A 21,919-nucleotide genomic window follows, 5' to 3' on the forward strand; every position below is an offset into this window, starting at 1 on the left:
ACGGGACTCGGCGTCCCCGTCTAACCCTAGCATTTTGCTGCGTAGCCAATAACGCTTACTCGCTCGGCGTGGTTTCCTTGAACTTGCCGTAGCTCAGCAGTTTTTCGTGGCGCGCGGCCAGCAGGTCCTTGGTTTTCATGCCGTGGAACTGGCGCAGGGTGTCGGCCAGTGCGCGTTTCAGCAAGGTCGCCATCTGTTTCGGATCGCGGTGGGCGCCGCCCAGCGGTTCGTTGATGATCTTGTCGATCAGGCCCATGGCTTTCAGGCGGTGCGCCGTCAGGCCCAGCGCTTCGGCCGCGTCGGAGGCACGCTCGGCGCTCTTCCACAGGATGGAGGCGCAGCCTTCCGGCGAGATCACGGCATAGGTCGAGTATTGCAGCATCAGCACGGCATCGCCCACGGCAATGGCCAGCGCACCGCCGGAACCGCCTTCACCGATGATGGTGGCGATCAGCGGTACTTTCAGTTCCGCCATCACATACAGGTTGTGGCCGATGGCTTCCGACTGGCCGCGCTCTTCCGCGTCGATGCCGGGGAAGGCGCCTGGCGTGTCGACGAACGTAAAGATAGGCAAGTTGAATTTTTCAGCCACTTTCATCAGGCGCATGGCCTTGCGGTAGCCTTCCGGCTTCGGCATGCCGAAATTGCGCATGGCGCGCTCTTTCGTGTCGCGGCCTTTCTGGTGGCCGATGACCATGCACGGCTGGCCGTTGAAGCGGGCCAGGCCGCCGACGACGGACAGATCGTCCGCATAGCTGCGGTCGCCATGCAGTTCGTGGAAATCGGTAAAGATTTCATTCACGTAATCCATGGTGTACGGGCGCTGCGGGTGGCGCGCGATCTGCGCCACTTGCCAAGGGGTCAGCTTGGCGTAGATATCCTTGGTCAGTTGCTGGCTCTTCTTGGCCAGGCGGTCGATCTCTTCCGAGATGTCGACGGCCGAATCGTCTTGCACGAAGCGCAACTCTTCGATCTTGGAATCGAGTTCCGCGATCGGCTGTTCAAAATTGAGGAAAGTCGTTTTAGTCATTGTACCTCCAGGTTTTACCGGCCACGGCGCCAGGGCGCGCGGCGTCATCTATGTTTATTTTACCGTACCGGCTGGTGCGCCGGGGGCTGCATCGGGTGCGGCAGGGGCGGCTGCAGGGTCGAGACTGCGCCACAAATACCACGTCGCCACGGTGCGCCACGGTTCCCAGTTGGCGGAAACTTCGCGCGCATCGCTGCGGGAAACAGGTTCGCCGGAGAAGTAATTGACGCTGATGCCCTGGATCAGGCCAGGGTCGTCGAGCGGCAAGACGTTCGGCCGCAGCAGATTAAATATCAAAAACATCTCGGCTGTCCAGCGGCCGATGCCGCGGATCTGCACCAGCTCCGCGATCACGGCTTCGTCATCCATCTGGTCCCACTGGCTGGCGTGCACGCGCTTGGCCTTGAAATGGTCGGCCAGGTCGAGGATGTATTCGGTCTTGCGTTTGGACAAGCCACAGGCGGCCAATTGCTCGGCGCCCGCCTTCAATACTTGCGATGGCGTGCATTTCGGGCAGGCCAGCAGCAGCTTTTTCCAGGCAGCATCGGCCGCCTTGGGCGTGATCTGCTGTCCCACCAGCGAACGGGCCAGGGTGGTAAACGGGTCGCTATGGCCGACCAGGTGCAGGTCGCCAAATTGCGGGATGAGCTTTTTCATGATGCGGTCGCGCTTCATCAGCTCGATCTTCGCCTCTTCCCAGTAGTGCGGCACCTGGATCACTTGCGCCGCCACCGGCGCTTCCCCGTTTTCCCTGGACGTCGCCATCATGCGCGGCGCCAGTTGGTCGTGCCGTCAGGCTTGTCTTCGAGAATGATGCCAGCGGCCAGCAATTCGGCGCGGATCTTGTCGGACTGGGCAAAGTCGCGCGCTTTTTTCGCCGCGCTGCGCGCCGCGATGGCCTGCTCGATGCCCGCCGCCTCATCCTGGCCGCCGGCGGCGGCGCCGACAGTAGCTTGCAGGAATTGCTGCGGCGTGCGTTCCAGCAAGCCAAACACGCCCGCCAGGCCCTTCAACTGACGCGCCAGGGCGGGCGACTTGCTCTTGTTGACTTCCGTTGCCAAGTCGAACAGGGCGGCCACGGCCAGCGGCGTGTTGAAATCGTCATCCATGGCGTCGCGCACGCGCACGGCGTGGGCTTCGTTCCAGTCGATGGCGCCCTCTTCCACGGCCACGTCGGCCAGCGCCGTGTACAGACGCGTCAGCGACAGGCGCGCGTCGTCCAGGTGCACGTCGGAGTAATTCAGGGGGCTGCGGTAGTGCGCGCGCAGGATGAAGAAGCGGATCACTTCGGCATCGAACTTTTGCAGCACTTCGCGGATGGTGAAGAAGTTGCCAAGCGACTTGGACATTTTTTCATTGTCCAGGCGTACGAAGCCGTTATGGATCCAGTAATTCACGCTGGTATGGCCGAACGCGCCTTCGGATTGGGCGATCTCGTTTTCGTGGTGCGGGAATTGCAGGTCCGCGCCGCCGCCATGGATGTCGAACTGTTCGCCGAGCAAGGCGCACGACATGGCCGAGCACTCGATATGCCAGCCCGGGCGGCCCTTGCCCCACTTCGAATCCCATTTGACTTCTTCCGGCTCGGCATCCTTCGACGACTTCCACAGCACGAAGTCGAGCGGATCGCGCTTGCCCGTATTCACGTCGACACGTTCGCCCGCGCGCAGGTCGTCGAGCGACTTGCCCGACAGCTTGCCGTAGTGGGGGAAATTGCGCACGGCATAGTTCACGTCACCATCCGCGCCCTGGTAAGCCAGGTCTTTCGCTTCCAGCTGCTCGATCAGGCGCAGCATCTGCGGCACGTATTCGGTGGCGCGCGGCGTATGGTCGGGCGTCAGGATGCCCAGCGCGGCCGTGTCTTCATCCATGTACTGCGTGAAACGCGTCGTCAGCTGGGAAATCGTCTCGCCGTTTTCCACGGCGCGGCGGATGATCTTGTCGTCGATGTCCGTAATGTTGCGCACATACGTGACATCGAAACCGCTAGCCTTCAGCCAGCGGTAGATGACGTCGAAGGCCATCATCATGCGGGCATGGCCGATATGGCAATAATCGTAGATGGTCATGCCGCACACGTACATGCGTACCTTGCCGGCTTCCATCGGGACGAATACCTGCTTCTCGCGCGCCAGGGTGTTGTAAATCTTTAGATTGCTCATCGTACTTTGCAAGTGGAGCGGCCACCAGCCAGGCAAAACGACAGACAGGCGCGGACACCGGGGGTGCCGCGCCACTGAACTACCGTGTGCGCCGAGACTGGACGACCAGCTATATTGTTGTTCTTGTTTGTTAGAATTAGGGCGTTAGCGGTCAAGTATAACATTGATAAAAACCATACTGGCCCGATATGAATCAGGTTTTTACGATGTTCAACCGAATTTTCACTTCTTTACAATTAAAGCAAGTTTAGAGAAAAATAACGATTAAGGACGCCTCCATGCAAGAAACCAAACCGCAGCGCCTGTCTTTCCTGGCCCGCTTCTGCACCCTGTTTGCCAGCCTGACCCTGGGTGGCGCCGTCGTTGCCGCGCCTGCCGCCCCCACCGCCACCCTCGATCCCACGCCGCATGTGGCCCTGAAAACGAATATGGGCGAGATCGTGCTGGAACTGAACCAGGAAAAAGCACCGAAAAGCGTCGCCAATTTCTTGCAGTACGTGAAAAGCGGCTACTACAAGGGCACCGTGTTTCACCGCGTCATCGATGGCTTCATGATACAGGGCGGCGGCTTCGACAAGAAGATCAAGCAGAAAGCCACCAAGGCACCGGTCAGGAACGAGGCGCAAAACGGCTTGCAGAACGTCACCTACAGCATCGCCATGGCGCGCACGGGCGACCCGCATTCGGCCACCGCGCAGTTCTTCATCAACGTCAATGACAATGGCGCGCTCGACTACCCTGGCCGCGACGGTTTCGGCTACACGGTATTCGGCAAGGTCGTCAGCGGCATGGACGTGGTCGACAAGATCAAGGCCGTGCCCGTCGCCGACAAGGGACCGCACCAGAACGTGCCCGTCACGCCCGTGGTGATCGAATCGGCGACTTTACTCAAGTCCGCGCCCGCAAAACTGTAAAATAGCGTTTTTACGGCCCTGTCGCACGGGGCCGTTGAATCATTCTTCATCCAATTTATTAAGGATCATCATGACCTCCGTCATCATCACCACCAATCTGGGCAAGATCACCGCTGAACTGGACGCCGAAAAAGCGCCGAAAACGGTTGCCAACTTCCTCGCCTACATGCAAGCCGGCCACTACGACAACACGATTTTCCACCGCGTCATCGACGGTTTCATGATCCAGGGCGGCGGTTTCGAGCCAGGCATGAAACAAAAGCCAGCGGATGCCACCGTGGAAAACGAAGCCAAGAACGGCCTGAAAAACGATACCTACACCCTGGCCATGGCCCGCACGTCGGATCCGCACTCGGCATCGGCACAGTTCTTCATCAACATCAAGAACAACAGCTTCCTCGACTATCCAGGCCAGGACGGCTGGGGCTACGCCGTGTTCGGTAAAGTGACGGACGGCAAAGAAGTCGTCGACGCCATCCGCGCCGTGAAAACCTCGCGCGCCGGCATGTTCGCCGACGTGCCAGTGACGGACGTCATCATCGAGAAGGTAGAAGCCGCGTAATCAGGCTACCGCATCATGCATAACAGGCATTGCAGCGTTTGCGCTTTTCCATGTACATCACTTTTTGGGAGCGTTGAACGATGACAATGCCTGCCGCACTCTTTATTTCCGACCTGCATCTGCAGAGCTCGCACCCGCGCACCAGCGCGGCGTTTCTATCGTTCCTGGAACACCATGCGCAATATGCGCAAGCGCTGTATCTATTAGGCGACCTGTTCGAATACTGGGCCGGCGACGATGACCTGGAAGACCCGTTCAATGCGCGCATGACGGCCGCCATCCGCGCCGTCAGCGATGCGGGCGTGCATGTCTACTGGATCGCCGGCAACCGCGACTTTCTCGTCGGCTCCGGCTTTGCCGCCGCCGCCGGCGCCACCCTGCTCAGCGAACCGCACGTGGCCACCATTGCCGGCCGGCGCATCGTCTTGCTGCATGGCGACGCCGAATGCACGAAAGACGTGCAATACATGGAGTTTCGCGCCATGGTGCGCCAGCCCGCCTGGCAAAAACAGTTCCTGTCCATGCCGCTGGCGCAGCGCAAGGCCATCATCGACGGCTTGCGCAAAAGCAGCCGCGAACACAATGGCGAAAAATCCATGGACATCATGGATGTCACGCCCGATGCCGTGGCGCAAGTATTCGCCGAACACGCCAGCACCATCATGATCCACGGCCACACGCACCGCCCTGCCCTGCACCAGGTCGACGACACCTTGCGCTATGTCTTGCCGGACTGGGAATGCGACGTGACGCCGCCGCAACAGCCGCGCGGCGGCTGGATCGCCATCGATGCGCGCGGCAACATCACGCGTCACGACCTGAACGGCGACATCATCGACTAGGCGTGCGCCGACCGCCGCACGGGCGTTTGTCCGATAGCCGTGCCCGCCTGGCCTTGCTGTAATGGCGGCATGCGCACGCCCCCTTCCCCACCCTATATCGGCACGGCCGGCTGGAGCATTTCCAGCGCCGCCGCCAGCCATTTTCCACACGCCGGCAGCCATCTTCAGCGCTATGCCCAGGTGCTGGGCTGCGTGGAAATCAACAGCTCGTTCTATCGCCCGCACCAGCCCGCCACGTATGCGCGCTGGGCCGCCAGCGTGCCCGACACGTTCCGCTTCAGCGTGAAACTGCCGCGCAGCATCACGCACGAACGGCGCCTGCGCGACTGTGCCGCTGAACTCGATCGCTTTGCGGGAGAGGTTATGCAACTGGGGAATAAACTGGGCTGCGTGCTGGTGCAGCTGCCGCCCAGCCTGCGTTTCGAGGCGGACGTGGCCGCCGAATTTTTCAATACGCTGCGCCAGCGCTTCGATGGCATGCTGGCCTGTGAAGCGCGCCATCCCAGCTGGTTTGCGGCGGGCGCGACCGAACTATTGACGATGCAAGGCATCACGCGCGTGCGGGCCGATCCGCCCGCCGGCCAGCCCGGCCCCCATGTGCCGACGACGGCGGTGGCATATTTCCGCCTGCACGGCAGCCCACGCATCTACTATTCGGACTACAGCACTGAGTACCTGGCGGCACTGGCAACGCAGCTCGCCCAATCCGCACACCCGGACAGCTGGTGCATCTTCGACAATACCGCGGCTGGCGCCGCCCTGTTCAATGCGCTGGAACTGCAATGCCAGCTGGGCGGAAATAGCGTTTGATTTTTTAGATCTTAGTGTTATAGTTAACTACAACACCAACTCAACAAGACAGCAAGGAGCTCCGATGTCCCCAGCACCGCTTGCGCGCCATCCCGCCCTCCCCTTGTGGGAGCGCATCCCATGAGCGCCGAATGGCATGACAATAGCCCCATCTACCGCCAGCTCAAGGCCAAGGTGGTGGGCATGATGCTCGATGGCGTGCTGCAGTCTGGCGACGCCCTGCCGTCGGTACGCCAGGTGGCGGCCGACTACCAACTCAACCCGATCACCGTGTCGCGCGCCTATCAGGAACTGGTCGACGATGCCCTGGTGGAAAAACGCAGAGGACTTGGCATGTACGTCTTGGAAGGGGCCCGCGACAAATTGCTGGCCAGTGAACGCGAGCGCTTCCTGCGCGAGGAATGGCCGGCCGTGCTGGAACGCATCACGCGCCTGGGCCTGGATATGCAACAACTGCTGCTGGCCAGCCGCCAGGACGACGCCGAGGGAGAAAACGCATGAGTGAATTGAACAAGGACAGCGTCATCAGCGCGCGCGGCCTGCGCAAGCACTATGGCAAGCAGGCGGCCATCGACAACATCAGCTTTGATATCGCGCCGGGGCGCATCGTCGGCCTGATCGGCCCGAATGGCTCGGGCAAGACCACCACCCTGAAAGCCATCCTGGGCCTGACGGGTTTCGAAGGCGATCTGTCGGTGCTGGGGCGCGACCCGCGCACGCAGCGCGACGCGCTGATGGATGACGTGTGCTTCATCGCCGACGTGGCGATTTTGCCGGGCTGGCTGCGTGTGCGCGACGCCATCGATTTCGTCGCTGGCGTGCATCCGCGTTTCGACCGCAGCAAGGCCGAGCGCTACCTGGCGCACACCAAGCTGGCGCCGAAGATGAAAGTCAAGGCCATGTCGAAAGGCATGATCGTGCAGCTGCACCTGGCGCTGGTGATGGCCATCGATGCGCGCCTGCTGGTGCTCGACGAACCGACCCTGGGCCTGGACATCCTGTACCGCAAGCAGTTCTACCAGAACTTACTGGAAGACTATTTCGATGAAAACAAGACCATCGTCATCACCACGCACCAGATCGAGGAAGTCGAACACATCCTCAGTGACCTGATGTTCATTCGCGACGGCAAGATCGTGCTGGCCTCGACAATGGAAGAAGTGGGCGAACGCTATATCGAGGTGATGGTGGGCCCGCAACATGTGAATCCTGCGCGCGCCCTGCTGCCGATCAGCGAACGCAGCGTATTCGGCAAGTCGGTGATGCTGTTCGACGGCGTCGCCCGCACCCAGCTGGCCGCCCTGGGAGAGCTGCGCACGCCCAGCCTGGCTGACCTGTTTGTCGCGACCATGAAAGGATCGTACCAATGAGCATTTCCCCCATCAACAAAATGAAATGGCTGATCCGCCGCGAACTGTGGGAACACAAGGGCATGCTGCTGTGGACGCCTGCAATCATCGGCATCGCCATGACAGTGCTGGCCACCCTGATCATGATCGGCACCATCGCCCAGACCAAGGTGCGCACGGCGATGACCGTGAATGGCGAGGCCATCACCTGGAGCGCCATCCTCGGCACCCGTTCGTTCGCCCCGCGCCGCATGGAAATCATCGAGACCGTGGCCAACAATTACACCTACACGGCCACGCCCCTGTACCTGGCGCTGGGTTTCCTGGTGTTTTTCTATTGCCTGAGCGCCCTGCATGACGAGCGCCGCGACCGCAGCGTACTGTTCTGGAAATCGCTGCCCATCTCGGATGCGCAAACCGTGCTGTCGAAAGCGGCCATCGCGCTGCTGGTCGCGCCGCTGATCGTGGTGGCGGCGGCCAGCCTCACCTCGCTGCTGCTGTTGCTGATACTCGGCAGCGTGCTGGCAGCGAACGGCATCTTCGTGTTTTCCGAGCTGCTCGCTTCGCCCGGCCTGTATCTGGGACCGCTGCGCGTGTTCGGCCTGCTGCCCGTGTATTGCCTGTGGGCCCTGCCAACCGTGGGCTGGCTGCTGATGGTATCGAGCTGGGCCAGGTCCAAGGTATTCCTGTGGGCCGTCGGCGTGCCCCTGCTGCTGCTGATCCTGACGGTCTGGCTGGGCAAGCTGACGCTGACGGAAAACGACATCAACTGGATACAGATGAATGTCATCGGGCGCGCTCTGCTGGGCACCATCCCCGGCAGCTGGTATTTGTTCGAACCGGAACTGCTGCCGCAGGTACAGGCGATGGCACAGGGTGCGCCATTGCCGCGCGTCGACATTTTCAGCAACTCCTGGTCCAGCCTGGCCTTGCCCGCCACCTGGCTGGGCGCGGCGGCTGGCGCGGCACTGCTGTACGCCGCCATCCGCCTGCGCAGCTGGCGCGAGGAAAACTGACCGCCCTTCCCCGCACCGCCCACAAAAAGAACGCCCCGCCCGCCGGGGCGTTTTCCATTCCAGCGCCATTTCACTCCAGGCGAATATTCACTATCGCCCTGATAGTTAATATCGGCATTCCCCTTGAATCATCAAGACTATTCATTCGATAGTTTTTTATTGATATATAAATTACAAATAATTATTTCTATCGCATTTTATTACCAATCAAATTTTATAATCGTCGCATCAAAAAGCAACAACTACCAATTTGATAGCGAAACGCTTTTTGGAGGAAAGTCGCAGAAATACTGGAACCCGACAGCGAATTCAGCAGAAAAGCACGATTTCGTGACAATTCGTGATTATTGATTTGCGTAAACCTTGACAGAATAGAGGTGTGGCTAGTGGTCAAAATGAAATTGAATGTTTCAAAATTGAAACTATCCTCAGAGTGATAGCAGGGAAAGACGCAAAGTAAACAACGGTTAGTAACATGCCATGGCGCCCGTCCCTGCAATTTGCACGTGATTTTTTCTGAGTAACAGGAAAGAAAAATAGTGCAGTAGATAACAAATATAAAAATAACATTTTAAATATTTTCAGCGCAGCACTTTTTTGCACCTGCGATTTTTATACAAATATGTTTTACTTGCCACTGTAAACACAGCAGGCAATCAAGAGCGATCACGGCCCAAGCCACGCCGGAGAAACCATGGAAACGTATCTATATTTATTAATTTTTTAACTCATTAAAAAATTGACCGAACGCATAACCTCTTCCGGAGACTTTCAAATGGCCACCCCACAAAACCCAGCACAACCTTCCGTCAATGCCGATGCCGCCGGTGCCAAGAGCACTTCAAGCAATAAAAAAGCCGCCGTTACCAGGCATGGCGAGCGCAAGCAGTATGACGAAGACGAACTGGCGCAAGGCGCCGTAGCCGATCAAACCATGCCAGCGGAAAACGTCGTCGAAGTCACGGGCAGTGCCGAAACAGGCAATGCCGGCGTGCTTGGCGCCGCAGCCGCCGCAGCGGCGCTGGCGGCAGGGGCTGGCGGTGGTAGCGGCGCGGCGGCAGGCCAGGCTGGTACGGGCAATGCCGATCTGGGCACGCCACAAAGCGACAGCAATGGCGGTGCGGCCGCGCCAGCAGGCGCAGGGGCAGGCGCCGGTGCGGCGGGCATACCGAGTGGCAGCATCGTTGACGTCGCCGGCGCCTCGGCTGGCGCAGGAACTGGCGCCGGTGCTGCCGGTGCCGCCGGCGGCTTCGGCGGACTCGGCGCCCTGGGCGCGATCGGCGGCATTGGGCTGGTCGCCGCCGCGGCTGGCGGCGGTGGCGGCGGCGGCGCTGCCGCCGGCGGTTCCGGCACGGGCGGCTCGGGCACCGGAGGCACGGGTGGTGGCACGGGTGGTACCGGAGGTGGTACCGGAGGCACAGGCGGTGGCACGGGCGGTACCGGAGGTGGCACCGGAGGCACAGGCGGTGGCACGGGCGGTACCGGAGGCGGCACGGGCGGTGGTACCGGAGGCACTGGAGGTGGCACGGGCGGCCAGGTCGATCCCAACAATCCCTCTCTCACCATTACGGTTGGCGACACCATCCTGCTGGCCGCCGCTGCCGCCTTGAATGCCGCCAACAGCGCGCTGGCCGACGACGCCAGCGCCGCCGCAGCGGCAGCCACGGCCGCCGCCTCGCAGGCAGCCGCGAATGCCGCCACGCTGGCCGACCAGCTGGCCGCGCAAGCCGCCGCCGCGGCAGCCGCAGCCCTGGCCGCCGCGAATAGCGCCGACAGCGACGATGCGCTGGCCATCAGCACGGCCGCCGTCGTGCCCGGCGCGCAGGCAGCCGCCACGCTCGCCACAAATGACGACAACGCTGCCGCTGCTGCCGCGGCCACGGCCGCCGCCTCGCTGGCCGCCACGACCGCGGCGCAAAATGCCGATGCGGCTGCCGTCACGGCCGCCGCCAACGCCGCCGCCGCGCAAGCGGCCGCCGATGCGGCGCAAACGCAGGCTGACCAGACCGATGCACCTGCGCTGCAACTGATCGCCGACGCGGCCGATGTCGTCGCCGCCGCCGCCATTGCGCAGGCAAACCTGACCGATGCCGCCGCACTGGGCGTCATCGCGGCCAACGACGCCGCTGCCGCTGCCGCCGCCACGGCGCTGGCCAATGCCACGGATGCCGCCGCGCTGGACCTGGCGGCAACGGCCGCCGCCAACGCCGCCGTCACCGCCGGCATCCAGGCCAGCTTTACCGATGCCGACGTCCTGGCGCTGGTGTCGGATGCTGACGCAGCCGCGTCTGCCGCCGCGACCGAACTGGCCGATGTCACCGATGCCACCGCCCTGGCCGCCGCGTCGAACGCCGCCGCCACCGCTGCGGCGAATGCCGCCGCAGCGGCCAATGCCACCGATGCGGCAGCCCTGGGCGTGGCTGCCAGCAATGCCGCCACGGCAGCCACGACAGCAGCCAACCAGGCTGCGCTGACCGACGCCGTCGCCCTGACGATGGCCGCCGACGCCGCCGCCGGCGTGGCCGCCTGGGATGCCTCGCTCGCCAACGCCACCGACGCCGTCGCCCTGCAAGCGGCCGCCAATGCCGCCGCGACGGCTGCCGCGAACGCGCAGACGCAAGCGAACCAGACGGATGCGCCTACCCTGGGCCTGATCGCCGATGCGGCCACCCTGGCGTCGGACGCGGCGCAAGTGCAGGCCGGCCTGACCGACGCGGCCGCCCTGGCCGTCATTTCCAACGCCGATGCCAGCACGGCGGCCACTGCCGCCGCCGTGGCCAATGCCACGGATGCCGCCGCGCTTGATATCGCGGCCGCCGCTGCCGCGACCGCCGCTGCCAATGCCGTGATCACCGCCAACCAGAGCGATGCCGCCGCGCTGCAAATTTCTGCTGACGCGGCCGCCGCCACGGCCGCCAGCGCCGCCACGCAAGCCGCGCTGACGGATGCCGCCGCCCTGCAAGTGATTTCCGACGCGGACGCCGCCGCCGCGCTGGCCGCGCAAACCACGGCCAACCAGACGGATGCCGCCGCCCTGGCAGCCGCCGACGCGGCCGCCGCGAACGACGCCGCCAATGCCCAGGCAGTGGCTGACCAGACCGATGTCGTCGCCTTGCAGCAAGCGGCAGACCAGGCCGACGCCGATGCGGCTGCCGCCAATGCCCAGGCCAGCCTGCTGGATGTCAACGTGGCGCTCAACGCCTTCAATCTCGCCAACCTCGCCTCCCTGGCCGCCAACGTCACGGCCGGCCAGACCAGCGTGCTCGACCTGACGGCCACCGTCAATGCCTTGCAGGGCGATGCCGACAGCGCCGACCTCACCGCCAGCCTGACGGATGCCATCAGCCTTGCCGCCACCGCCACGCTCGATGCGGCAGCGGCAACCGCCCTGCAAGTGACGGCCAACCTGACCGACGCAGCGGCGCTGGCCGCCACGGCAGCTTCCGCCGTCTCGGCGGCGGAAGCTGCCGCCGCCCTCGGCGGGATCGATATCTCGGCCGTCAGCGCCGCCGCTGCCGCACAGGCTGCCGCCACCGCTGCCGCCGCCACGGCGGCACTGACCGATGCCGGCGCGCTGGGGCTGATCTCCACCACCGATGCCGCCGCCCAGCTGGCCGCCCAGACCACCGTCAACGCGCTGAGCTCTGCCAATACGCTGGCGCAATTGGCCGCCACGGCGGCGCAAAACACGGCCAACCTGACCGATGCCGTCGCCCTGGGCCTGGTATCGGCAGCTGCCGACGCCGCCGCGGCAGCCGCCGCGACGACAGCGGGCCAGACCGACGCCGTCACACTGAGCCTCATCTCGAACGCCGATGCGCTGGTCGCCTCCTCGGCCGCCAGCCTGGCGGCGTTGACGGACGCCACCGCCCTGGGCCTGATCTCCACGGCCGACGCCACCGTGGCCGCGACCCTGCAGGCGACAGCCAACCTGACGGACGCCGCCGCCCTTGGCCTGGTGGCAAGTCTCGCCAACACGGCCGCCAGCACGGCTGCCAATGTTGCCAACCTGACCGATGCGGTGGCACTGGGCACCGTATCGGCTGCCGCGACGGCCGCCGCCAACACGGCTGCCAGCGCCGCTGCCGCCACCGACGCCACGGCCCTGGGCCTGGTCGCCACGGCTGACGCGGCCGCCGCCGCCGCCCTGCAAACGACGGCCAACCTGACCGATGCCGTGGCCCTGGGCCTGGTGTCGACGGCCGCCAACACGGCTGCCAGCGCCGCTGCCGCCGTCGCTAACCTGACCGATGCCGTGGCCCTGGGAACCGTCTCGACGGCCGCCACCGCCGCCGCCAACACGGCTGCCGCCACGGCCGCGCTGACCGACGCCGTGGCCCTGGGCCTGGTGTCCACCGTTGACGCTGCCGCCGCCACCGCCGCGCAAACGACAGCCAACCTGACGGATGCCGTGGCCCTGAACCTGGCCGCCACCGTAAACGCCACGGCCGCCACGGCCGCCGCCGCCCTGGCCGGCCTGACGGATGCCGTTGTACTGGGTACCCAGCACACCTTGAACGTGACAGCGGCCACCGTGGCCGCCACCAAGGCCGCGCTGACGGATGCGGCGGCACTCACCACCATCGCCAACAACGACGCCGCCAACGCCACGGCACTGGCGGCCTATTCGGCCGCCCACCCGCTCGACCTGGTGGCGGCGCTGGCCGCCACCACGGCCGCCACCACGGCGAACCTGTCGCGCGCCGTCGCGCTGTCGGCACAGGCTGACGATGCGACAGCCGCCTCGACGGCAGCCACGGCAGCGGCGTCGCTGACGGCGCTGAACAATGCGCTCAACGCCGACAATGCCGCCACCGCCGCCGCCACCCTGGCACTGACCTCGCAGGCGGCCGCCACGGCGGCAGCGCTGGACGACACGCTTGCGGCCACCGCCGCCGGCGTGGCGGCCACCTCGCTGGCCGCCACGCAAGCGGCGCAAGCGGCCGACACGGCAGCCGCCTCGACGGCAGCCACGGCCGCCAACGCCCTGGCCGCCCTGAATGCGGCACTGGCTGCTGACGCGAATGCGGCAGCCACGGCCGCTGCCGCCGTGCTGGCCAACGCCGCCACAGCCGCCGCCATCGCCGACGATGTGGCCGCCGCTGCCGCCGCTACCGTGGCCACCGCCTCGCAAGCGGCTGCCCAGGCGGCGCAAACGCTGGACAACACGGCCGCCAGCGCCGCCACCATCGCCGCCAACGCCCTGGCCGCGTTGAACCAGGCACTGGCCGACGATGCCGCCGCCGCTGCCGCTGCAATCAACGCCACGAATGCCACGGCCGCAGCAGCCGCGGCCACGGCCGCCGACACGGCAGCTACCGCAGCCGCCGCCATCGCCGCCATCTCGGCCGCCGCCACACAGCACGCGCAGGCGGATGATATCGCCGCCGCCGCCGCCGCCCTCACGGCATCCATCTCGCTGGCTGCCACACAGGCGGCGCAAGCGGCCGATCTCGCCGTCGGCACGACCGCGGCGACGGCGGCCAGCGCGCTGGCCGCGCTGAACCAGGCCCTGAACGACGACAGCCTTGCCGCTACCGCCGCCACAGCCGCAAGCAGTGCCCAGGCAGCCCTGAATGCGGCCACGACAACACTGAACGCGGCCATCGCGACAGCCAGCGCCTCGCTCGCCGCCACCACGGCGGCGCAGAACGACGACACCGCGGCGGCCACCACGGCAGCCACCGCGGCAGCCGCGCAATTGCTTGCCAACGCCGCCCTGCTGGCAGATGCCGCCCTGGCAACCCTCGCCACGGTAGCCAACAACGCACTGGCAGCGGCCAGCGCAGCGCTGGCCGCCGACGATGCCGCCGCCAATGCCGCCCACACGGCGGCGCTCTCGGCCGCCGCCACCCTGGCGGCGCAGCTGGCCGACACGGCAGCGGCGAACGCTCATATCGCGCTCAATGCGGCCATCGCCAACCTGACTGCCGCCGTGACAGCCGATATCAACGCCACGGATGCCGACAACGACAAGACCCTGAAACTGAACCTCCTGCTGGCCGCCCAGAGCGCGTCGGATGATGCGGCCCAGGCTAACGCCAATGCGGCGGCGGCCCACGCGGCGCTGGCAGCGGCCCAGGCCGACGATGCGGCGGCAGCCACGGCCGCCACCAATGCGGCAGCGGCGCATGCGGCGGCGGTCGCGGCACAGAACGCCGATGCGGCAGCAGCAGCGGCGGCAGCGCAAGCGGCAATCTCGCTGGCCGCCACGCTCAATGCCCAGGCCGACGACGCCACGGCAGCGGCCGCCGCAACAGCCGCCGCCAACGCTCAAGCGGCGCTGAATGCGGCCATTGCCGCCGATGCCGACGTGGCCGCCACGGCAGCGGCAGCCGCCGCCGCCCAGCTGGCCGCGCAAAACGCGCACGACGCCGATGTTGCCGCCGCAGCGGCAGCGGCAGCGGCTGCCATTACCCTGGCCGCCACCCAGGCGGCGCAGGCGGACGACGCGGCAGCGGCCTTGGCAGCGAGCAATGCCGCCAATGCACAGGCCGCGCATGACGCTGCCGTCGCCGACGACCAGGCGGCAGCCGACGCCGCCGCGGCAGCAGCGCTGGCGCAAGCGGCTGCCACGGCCGCCGCCGCGGCCGACGCCACGGCCGCAGCCAGCGCAGCGGCAGCGGCGGCAGCACTGCTTGCCGCGCAAGCGGCGCAAGCCGACGATACGGCCGCCAACCAGGCGGCAGCCAATGCCACCGCCGCGGCCGGCGCCCAAGCGGCAGCCATCGCCGCCGATGCCCTGGCCGTCAGCACGGCAACGGCCGCAGCCAGCGCCCTGGCGGCAGCCACGGCGGCGCAGAACGACGACGATGCGGCAGCGGCAGCCGCCGCGCAAGCGGCCGCCTCGCTGGCCACCACGCAGCAGGCGCAGGCGGACGACGCGGCCGCCGCGGCGGCCACCGTCAACGCCAATAACGCCATTGCCGCGGCGGCCGCCGCGCATGCAGCCGATGCGGCCGCGCCGCTGGCGCAGGCACAGGCCGCTGCCTCGCTGGCGGCCCTGCAAGCGGCGCAAGCGGACGATGCGGTAGCCGCCAGCGCAGCGGCAGCGGCGGCGCAGGCACATGCCAATGCCAACGCGGCCTTTGCCGACGATGCGGCAGCGGCCCAGGCGCAGGCGGACGCGCAGGCGGCCGATGCGGCGCTGGTGCAAGCCAATGCCCTCGCTGCCCTGACCGACGCCAGCGCCCTGGCCCTGATTTCGGATGCGGACGCCGCCAATGCCGCCGCCGTGCAAGCCATCGCCGACCAGACCGACGCCGTGGCACTCACGCTGGCCGCCAACGCGGCGGCGGCGGCGGCACTGGCCGCGTCGCAGAGCGCCGACCTGACGGACGCCAACGCCCTGCACCTGGCAGCTGATGCGGCCGCGGCCGCGGCACTGCAGGCGCAGGCGCAAGCGGACCTGACGGATGCTGCCTCGCTGACGGTGGCGGCGAATGCCGATGCCGCCGTGGCCGCCGCCGCCCAGGCCCAGGCCGACCTGACGGACGCGAGCCAGCTCCTCGTGCTGAGCCAGCAAGCGCTGCACAACCCGCTGACGGTGGCCAGCTTCGATGCGGGCCCGACAGCGACTGGCGGCGATGTGATCGACATGTCGGCCATTGCCGACCTGACGGCATCGGTGGCAATCGGCGTCAACCTGGGCACGGACTTTGGCAACGACAACCTGTTCATCTTCGACGGCACGGCCGTCTCGATCCAGGCTGCCGCCAGTGCCATCGCGGCCGACAGCAGCGTGTTGTCGGGACAAGGCTATATCGTGATCGCCGATGCGCAGAACAACGGCGCCGTCACGGTCTACCACTCGAGTGACCTGAGCAACGCCAACGCCATCGACACGGCGCTGGTGCTGCTGAGCGGCGTCAACATCACGCAGCTGACGGCGGCCAACTTCGTCGTCTGACGGCGGCGTGACGGCAAAGAAGTTGCAAGGTGCGGGAGGAGCGCGGCCAGCATGGCTGCAGTCACTGGCAGGGTCCGCGCTCCCCCTGCGATAGCCGCGCAAGCGGCGGTATTGCATGCATACCTTCAGGCCGCGAGGCCGGAAAAACACGGGATGAGATTACGCGGTTTCCCAGCAATGCATCTGCGCCGGCGCCCCTGGGCCGGCATCCTGCCCTGTCTCGCGGCCGTGCTGGCGGCCGTGGCCATGGCCAGCGCCAGCGCCGTTGTCCACGCCCAGGGCGCCACTGCCTGGACCTTCGACCAGGTCTTGCAGCAGGCGCTGCAAAGCCACCCCGCCGTGCAGGGCAAACGCTCGGCGCAGGCCGCCGCGCGGGCCGACCTCGATGGCGCGCAATGGCAGCGCTATCCCAGCCTGTCGGCGGAAGTGCCCACGGGTTCGCGGGAAACGGGCGGCGTGGTGCGCATCGACCAGCCGCTGTGGAGCGGCGGGCGCATCGACGCCGGCATCGATGCGGCGGGCAGCCGGGTCGACGCGGCCGGCGCCGCCATCGAGGAAGAACGCCTGACCCTCTCGCTGCGCGTGATCAGCGCCTATACGGAAGCGCTGCGCCAGACGGCGCGCGTGCGTTCGGCCGAGGAAGGGCTGGCCGAACACCAGCGCCTGCTGGAAATGATCAGGCGCCGCGTGGTGCAGTCGGTCAGCTCGCAGACGGACCAGCGCCTGGCCGAATCGCGCGCCTACCAGGCGGCCAACGACGTGTCGAACGCGCGCCAGGCGCTGGAAAACGCGCTGGCGCAGCTGTCGCAGCTGGCCGGCAAGCCGGTGCGCGTGGTCAGCAGCACCGGCGTCGGCGTCGGCGAGCCGCTGCCCGACGCCAGCCTGGATCGGGTCATGCGCCAGGCCATCAGCTATTCGCCCACCCTGCAGCGGCTCGACTACGAGGCGCAGGCGGCCGATTCGGAAATCACCCTGCAACGCTCGGCCTACCTGCCGAAGGTCGTGCTGCGCGTGGAAAAACCCACGGGCGGCATCAATGCCGACAACCGCACGCGCGCCATGCTGGTGCTGCAGGCGCAGCCGGGCGCCGGCCTGTCGGCCAAGGCCGGCGTGGATGCGGCCGTGGCCCGGCGCGAAGGCGCGCGCGCGGCGCACGATGCGGCCGAACGCGACGTGCGCGAGCGTTTCACCCTGGACTGGAACGAGGCAGAAGCCAGCCGCCAGCGCCTGGGCAACGCGGGCGAGGCCAGCACCACATCGACGCAGGTATTCGAATCGTATGCGCGCCAGTATGTGATCGGGCGCAAGAGCTGGAACGATGTGCTCAACGCCGTGCGCGAAGCCACCCAGGCGCAGTTCGCGCTGGAAGACACGCGCGCGCAAGCCATCGCGGCCAGCCTGCGCCTGGCCGCGCAGACGGGCACCCTGGCCGGACGCACGGCGCCCGCGGCATCGGCGCGCGCCAACTGACCGCCACAGAATCTAACCGGGAGACAGCGTGGACACCTCCATCAAACACGGCTTGCTGACACTCATCGACAGGGCCGCGCGGCTCACGGGCCAGCACCTGGCCGCCGCCCGCCTGGCCGACCTGCAGCGCCAGCTCGATGACATCGACGACAACGGCGCGCCAGGCGTGGTGCTGACTACCGTCTGGCAGGCGGCCGGGCTGGAAGGTGCGGCGCGCCTGCTGCACGAGCCGACGCCGGGCGAACTGCCGTTCGCCGTCTACAGCCCCAGCACGGGCTGGGGCTTGCTGCAGTCGCGCGGCGCCGACGGCGCCTGGCATGGCGAAGGCAGCGATGGCCGTCCCTTGCTGCTGGCGACGCTGGCCGGCCTGGCCTGCGTGGGCCTGCCGCGCCGCAGCGAGAAAAGCGCGGCGCGTCCCGGCGCCCTTGGCCTGGTGCGCAATGCCCTGTGGCTGAAGAAAAGCGTGTTTGTCGACGCCGTGCTGGCCACCGCGCTGGTAACCCTGCTGACCATGGCCACCTCGCTGTTTTCCATGCAGGTGTACGACCGCGTGATCCCCAACCAGAGCTTCAGCACCCTGTGGGTGCTGGTGGTGGGCGTGGCCCTGTCGATCGGCCTGGAATTCATCCTCAAGCAGGTGCGCAGCCGCATCGTCGACCATTCGTGCAATGACGTCGACCATGAGCTGTCCGAGTGGTTTTTCCAGCGCATGCTGGGCATCCGCATGGAAGCACGCCCTGCCTCCGTCGGCACCCTGGCGGCGCAGGTGAAGGGCTTCGAGATGGTGCGCGGCGTGCTTACCTCGACGTCCCTGTTCGTGCTCACCGACGTGCCTTTCGCCCTGATCTTCCTGGCCATGATCACCATCATCGGCGGCTGGCTGGTGGTGGTGCCGCTGGTGGCCCTGCCCCTGGCCCTGTTGTGCGGCCTGATGTTCCAGCGCGCCATCCAGGCCCACACGCGCAAGAACCTCAATGCCAGCAACCGCAAGGCCGGCTTGCTGGTGGAAGCCGTCGACGGCGTCGAAACCCTCAAGGGCAGCAGCGCCGAATGGATGATGCAGGCGCGCTGGGCCGAACTGGTGGCCGAGACCAGCTATGCCGAGCAGAATATCCGCGACTATGCGGCCCTGTCGCAGAACATCACGGCCGCCTTCCAGCAGCTGACCAACGTGGCGCTGATCTCCATGGGCGCCTGGTTCGTGGCGGAGAACCAGATGACCATGGGCGCCCTGATGGCCTGCACCATCATCAGCAACCGCGCCCTGATGCCCATCGTGCAGCTGCCCGCCGTGATGGTGCAATGGGCCCATGCGCGCGCCTCGATCGATGGCCTGGAGCAGGTCATCAGCCTGCCCAACGAGGCGGACAATGCGCAATTCGCGCTGACGCCGCGCAGCCTGGACAAGGGCCTGCGCTTCGAGCGCATCCGCTTTACGTATGGCGGCGCGCAAAAGGTGGCGCTGGAAGTCGAAGCGCTGGCCATCCGTCCGGGCGAACGGGTCGGCCTGGTGGGCGCCATCGGCTCGGGCAAGAGCACCCTGCTGAAACTGGCCTCGGGCCTGTACCAGCCGGCCGAGGGCAAGGTCTACCTGGGCGACGTCGACATGGCCCTGCTGGCGCCGCCCGTGATGCGCGAAATGATCGGCTACCTGCCGCAGGAAACGCGCTTGTTCAGCGGCACCCTGCGCGACAACCTGCTGCTGGGCCTGGCCGACCCGGGCGAGGAAGCGATCCTCGCGGCGGCCAGGCGCACCGGCCTGATCGAACTGATACTGGGCCAGCCGCGCGGACTGGCGCTGGCCATCACCGAAGGCGGACGCGGCGTCTCCGGCGGCCAGCGCCAGCTGATCGCCGTCACGCGCCTGCTGCTGGCGAAACCGAAAATCTGGCTGCTGGACGAACCGACGGGCGCCATGGATGCGAAGACGGAAGCGCGCATCGTCGGCTTGCTGGGTGAACTGGCGGCCGAAGGCGTGACCATGGTCGCCACCACGCACAAGAACGCCCTATTGCCCCTGCTCGACCGGCTGGTGGTGCTGCAGGCGGGCCGGGTGCTGCTCGACGGCCCGCGCGACGTCGTGCTGGCCAAGCTGTCGGGCAAGCCGCAGGCCGTGCCAGCTCCAGCTCCAGCGCCGGTGGCGCAAGGAGCCGTCGCATGAAACTGGCCAAGGTGGAAGCAAAAGAAGAAGCCAAACGGGGCCGCGTGCTGATCTGGAGCTGCACGGCGGCGCTGGCGGGCGTCATCGCCTGGGCTTCGTGGGCGGAGCTGGACCAGGTGACGCGCGCCAACGGCCAGGTGATCGCCAGTTCGCGCAACCAGATCATCCAGGTGGCCGACGGCGGCGTGCTGGCCGAATTGCGCGTACACGAAGGCAGCATCGTGAAAAAGGGCGAACTGCTGGCGCGCTTCGACCGCACGCGCGCCGAGACGAGCTACCTGGAAAGCACGGCCAAGGCGGCCGGCCTGAAGGCGGCCGTGGCGCGCCTGCAGGCAGAGGTGTTTGGCGGCACGCCGAAATTCCCGCCCGAACTGCAGGCGTTTCCCGAATTCCGCGCCAACCAGCTGGCCCTGTTCAGCAAGCGCCAAGGCGCCGTGCAGGCGGAAGTGGGCGCGCTGGAAAGCGCCATGAAGCTGATCAAGGAAGAACTCGAAATGAACTTGCCGCTGCTGGAAACGGGTGATGTCAGCCGCGCCGAAGTGCTGAAACTGCGGCGCCAAGTGGTCGACATCCAGGCGCAGATCACCAACCGGCGCAACAAATACCTGCAGGACAGCCAGACGGACATGGTGAAAGCCCAGGAAGACCTGGCCGGCGTGCTGCAGACGGTGACGCAGCGCAAGGAGCAGCTGGGTTCGACGGATATCTACGCGCCCACGGACGGCATCGTGCGCAACGTGCGCCTCACAACGCTGGGCGGCGTGGCCAAGCCGGGCGAGGAAATCCTGCAGATCGTGCCCACCGACGATGACCTGATCATCGAAGCGAAGGTCAAGCCGGCCGACATCGCCTTCATCAAGCCGGGCCTGCCCACGGCCGTGAAACTCGACGCCTACGACTACGGCATCTACGGCCGCCTGCGCGGCACCGTCAGCTACATCAGCGCCGATACCCTGAGCGAAGACAACAAGGGCAATGAACAGCCCTACTACCGCGTGCAGATCAAGACCAGCGGGCGCAATCTGATCGGCAAGAACGGCGAACCAATCCTCATCCAGCCCGGCATGACGGCCACGGTGGAAATCAACACGGGCCGCAAGACGGTCTTGCGCTACCTGACGAAACCGATCACCAAGACGTTTTCGGAGTCGATGGGGGAACGGTGATGTATCGCCGATAGACTCCCCGACAAAACGGTCCGGACAATGTGCGGGCTTGCCTCGCACTGCCGGGGAGGATGGCTTTCGCGGCGCAGCGCCCATCGCCTGGAATGATTATTTTGACGTCTTCTCTGGCACGGCGCCCCCATTTCCCCATGCGCGAATGCACCGTGGAGGTATCAAATATCACTACGCTGCAAGCATTGATCGAGGCGTTCAAATGCGATTTTTTGCGCATATGTCGGTGGCCACCGGAATGGCACCTGGAATGCCATGCATGACTATCTCTCACGGCCAGATGAGAACAGTTTTGGCTTGCGCCTGTCAGGCTGGCATGGCTGCCTTGCCTTGGCACCGCAGAGCAGAGCAGAGCAGAGCAGAGCAGAGCAGGCAGATCATGTCCGGAGAATTTCGCCGGCCATTACCACGTTTGTGTTGTTTATACATGACACTATGTACCAATCCGGGCTCACCCGCGTGGTGCCTGCCGCAAGGGTCCACACAACCTCATAATCGCCGGGCACACCAAAGCAG

At 66.0% G+C, this 21,919-nt stretch carries 14 protein-coding genes; 11 read left to right on the top strand and 3 right to left on the bottom strand.

Annotated elements, in window-relative coordinates; translation table 11 throughout:
- Positions 1–55: 55 nt before the first annotated feature.
- Genes ACQ4WR_RS10950 through cysS form a run of 3 tightly spaced genes read right to left on the bottom strand, consistent with a single transcriptional unit; the run spans position 56 to position 3,192 of the window.
- Complete coding sequence (locus ACQ4WR_RS10950; RefSeq protein ID WP_034756951.1) at positions 56–1,030, bottom strand: acetyl-CoA carboxylase carboxyltransferase subunit alpha; 975 nt, start codon at positions 1,028–1,030, stop codon at positions 56–58.
- A gap of 54 nt (positions 1,031–1,084) precedes the next feature.
- The gene (locus tag ACQ4WR_RS10955; RefSeq protein ID WP_374755256.1) at positions 1,085–1,798 is read right to left on the bottom strand and encodes a DNA-3-methyladenine glycosylase family protein; all 714 of its coding nucleotides are present in this window, start codon (positions 1,796–1,798) and stop codon (positions 1,085–1,087) included.
- Positions 1,795–3,192, bottom strand: coding sequence for a cysteine--tRNA ligase (gene cysS / locus ACQ4WR_RS10960; protein ID WP_436487227.1), 1,398 nt, complete (start codon positions 3,190–3,192; stop codon positions 1,795–1,797). Before cysS ends, ACQ4WR_RS10955 begins: the two co-directional genes overlap by 4 nt.
- Before the next feature lie 278 nt (positions 3,193–3,470).
- Here cysS and ACQ4WR_RS10965 point away from each other — a divergent pair, with 278 nt between their 5' ends.
- The 11 genes from ACQ4WR_RS10965 to ACQ4WR_RS11015 all read left to right on the top strand — a co-directional run bounded on the left by ACQ4WR_RS10965 (position 3,471) and on the right by ACQ4WR_RS11015 (position 21,391).
- The gene (locus ACQ4WR_RS10965) at positions 3,471–4,106 is read left to right on the top strand and encodes a peptidylprolyl isomerase (protein WP_436487229.1); all 636 of its coding nucleotides are present in this window, start codon (positions 3,471–3,473) and stop codon (positions 4,104–4,106) included.
- Between the two features lie 70 nt (positions 4,107–4,176).
- Complete coding sequence (locus ACQ4WR_RS10970; protein WP_102296430.1) at positions 4,177–4,668, top strand: peptidylprolyl isomerase; 492 nt, start codon at positions 4,177–4,179, stop codon at positions 4,666–4,668.
- 86 nt (positions 4,669–4,754) lie between these two features.
- A complete protein-coding gene (locus tag ACQ4WR_RS10975; protein ID WP_436487231.1) occupies positions 4,755–5,510 on the top strand; it encodes a UDP-2,3-diacylglucosamine diphosphatase in 756 nt (251 codons plus the stop codon).
- Positions 5,511–5,579: 69 nt separating this feature from the next.
- Positions 5,580–6,320 carry a DUF72 domain-containing protein gene (locus ACQ4WR_RS10980; RefSeq protein ID WP_436487233.1) on the top strand — a complete coding sequence of 247 codons (741 nt, stop codon included), beginning with the start codon at positions 5,580–5,582 and terminating at the stop codon, positions 6,318–6,320.
- 120 nt (positions 6,321–6,440) lie between these two features.
- Positions 6,441–6,821, top strand: coding sequence for a GntR family transcriptional regulator (locus tag ACQ4WR_RS10985; RefSeq protein ID WP_436487234.1), 381 nt, complete (start codon positions 6,441–6,443; stop codon positions 6,819–6,821).
- Positions 6,818–7,690: an ABC transporter ATP-binding protein gene (locus ACQ4WR_RS10990; protein WP_102296423.1), complete on the top strand. Its 873-nt coding sequence runs from the start codon at positions 6,818–6,820 to the stop codon at positions 7,688–7,690. The genes ACQ4WR_RS10985 and ACQ4WR_RS10990 overlap by 4 nt, the downstream gene beginning before the upstream one ends.
- Positions 7,687–8,685, top strand: coding sequence for a hypothetical protein (locus tag ACQ4WR_RS10995; RefSeq protein ID WP_436487236.1), 999 nt, complete (start codon positions 7,687–7,689; stop codon positions 8,683–8,685). Before ACQ4WR_RS10990 ends, ACQ4WR_RS10995 begins: the two co-directional genes overlap by 4 nt.
- Positions 8,686–9,460: 775 nt before the next feature.
- Complete coding sequence (locus tag ACQ4WR_RS11000; protein ID WP_436487237.1) at positions 9,461–16,594, top strand: hypothetical protein; 7,134 nt, start codon at positions 9,461–9,463, stop codon at positions 16,592–16,594.
- A gap of 177 nt (positions 16,595–16,771) precedes the next feature.
- Positions 16,772–18,064 carry a TolC family protein gene (locus tag ACQ4WR_RS11005; protein WP_436487239.1) on the top strand — a complete coding sequence of 431 codons (1,293 nt, stop codon included), beginning with the start codon at positions 16,772–16,774 and terminating at the stop codon, positions 18,062–18,064.
- Positions 18,065–18,092: 28 nt separating this feature from the next.
- Complete coding sequence (locus ACQ4WR_RS11010) at positions 18,093–20,225, top strand: ATP-binding cassette domain-containing protein (RefSeq protein WP_436487240.1); 2,133 nt, start codon at positions 18,093–18,095, stop codon at positions 20,223–20,225.
- Positions 20,222–21,391 (top strand): HlyD family type I secretion periplasmic adaptor subunit, encoded by a 1,170-nt coding sequence (locus tag ACQ4WR_RS11015; RefSeq protein WP_436487242.1) that lies wholly within the window; start codon positions 20,222–20,224, stop codon positions 21,389–21,391. The genes ACQ4WR_RS11010 and ACQ4WR_RS11015 overlap by 4 nt, the downstream gene beginning before the upstream one ends.
- Positions 21,392–21,919 lie beyond the last annotated feature (528 nt).

Source organism: Janthinobacterium amylolyticum, from assembly GCF_051380655.1.
Classification (GTDB): Bacteria; Pseudomonadota; Gammaproteobacteria; order Burkholderiales; family Burkholderiaceae_D; genus Janthinobacterium.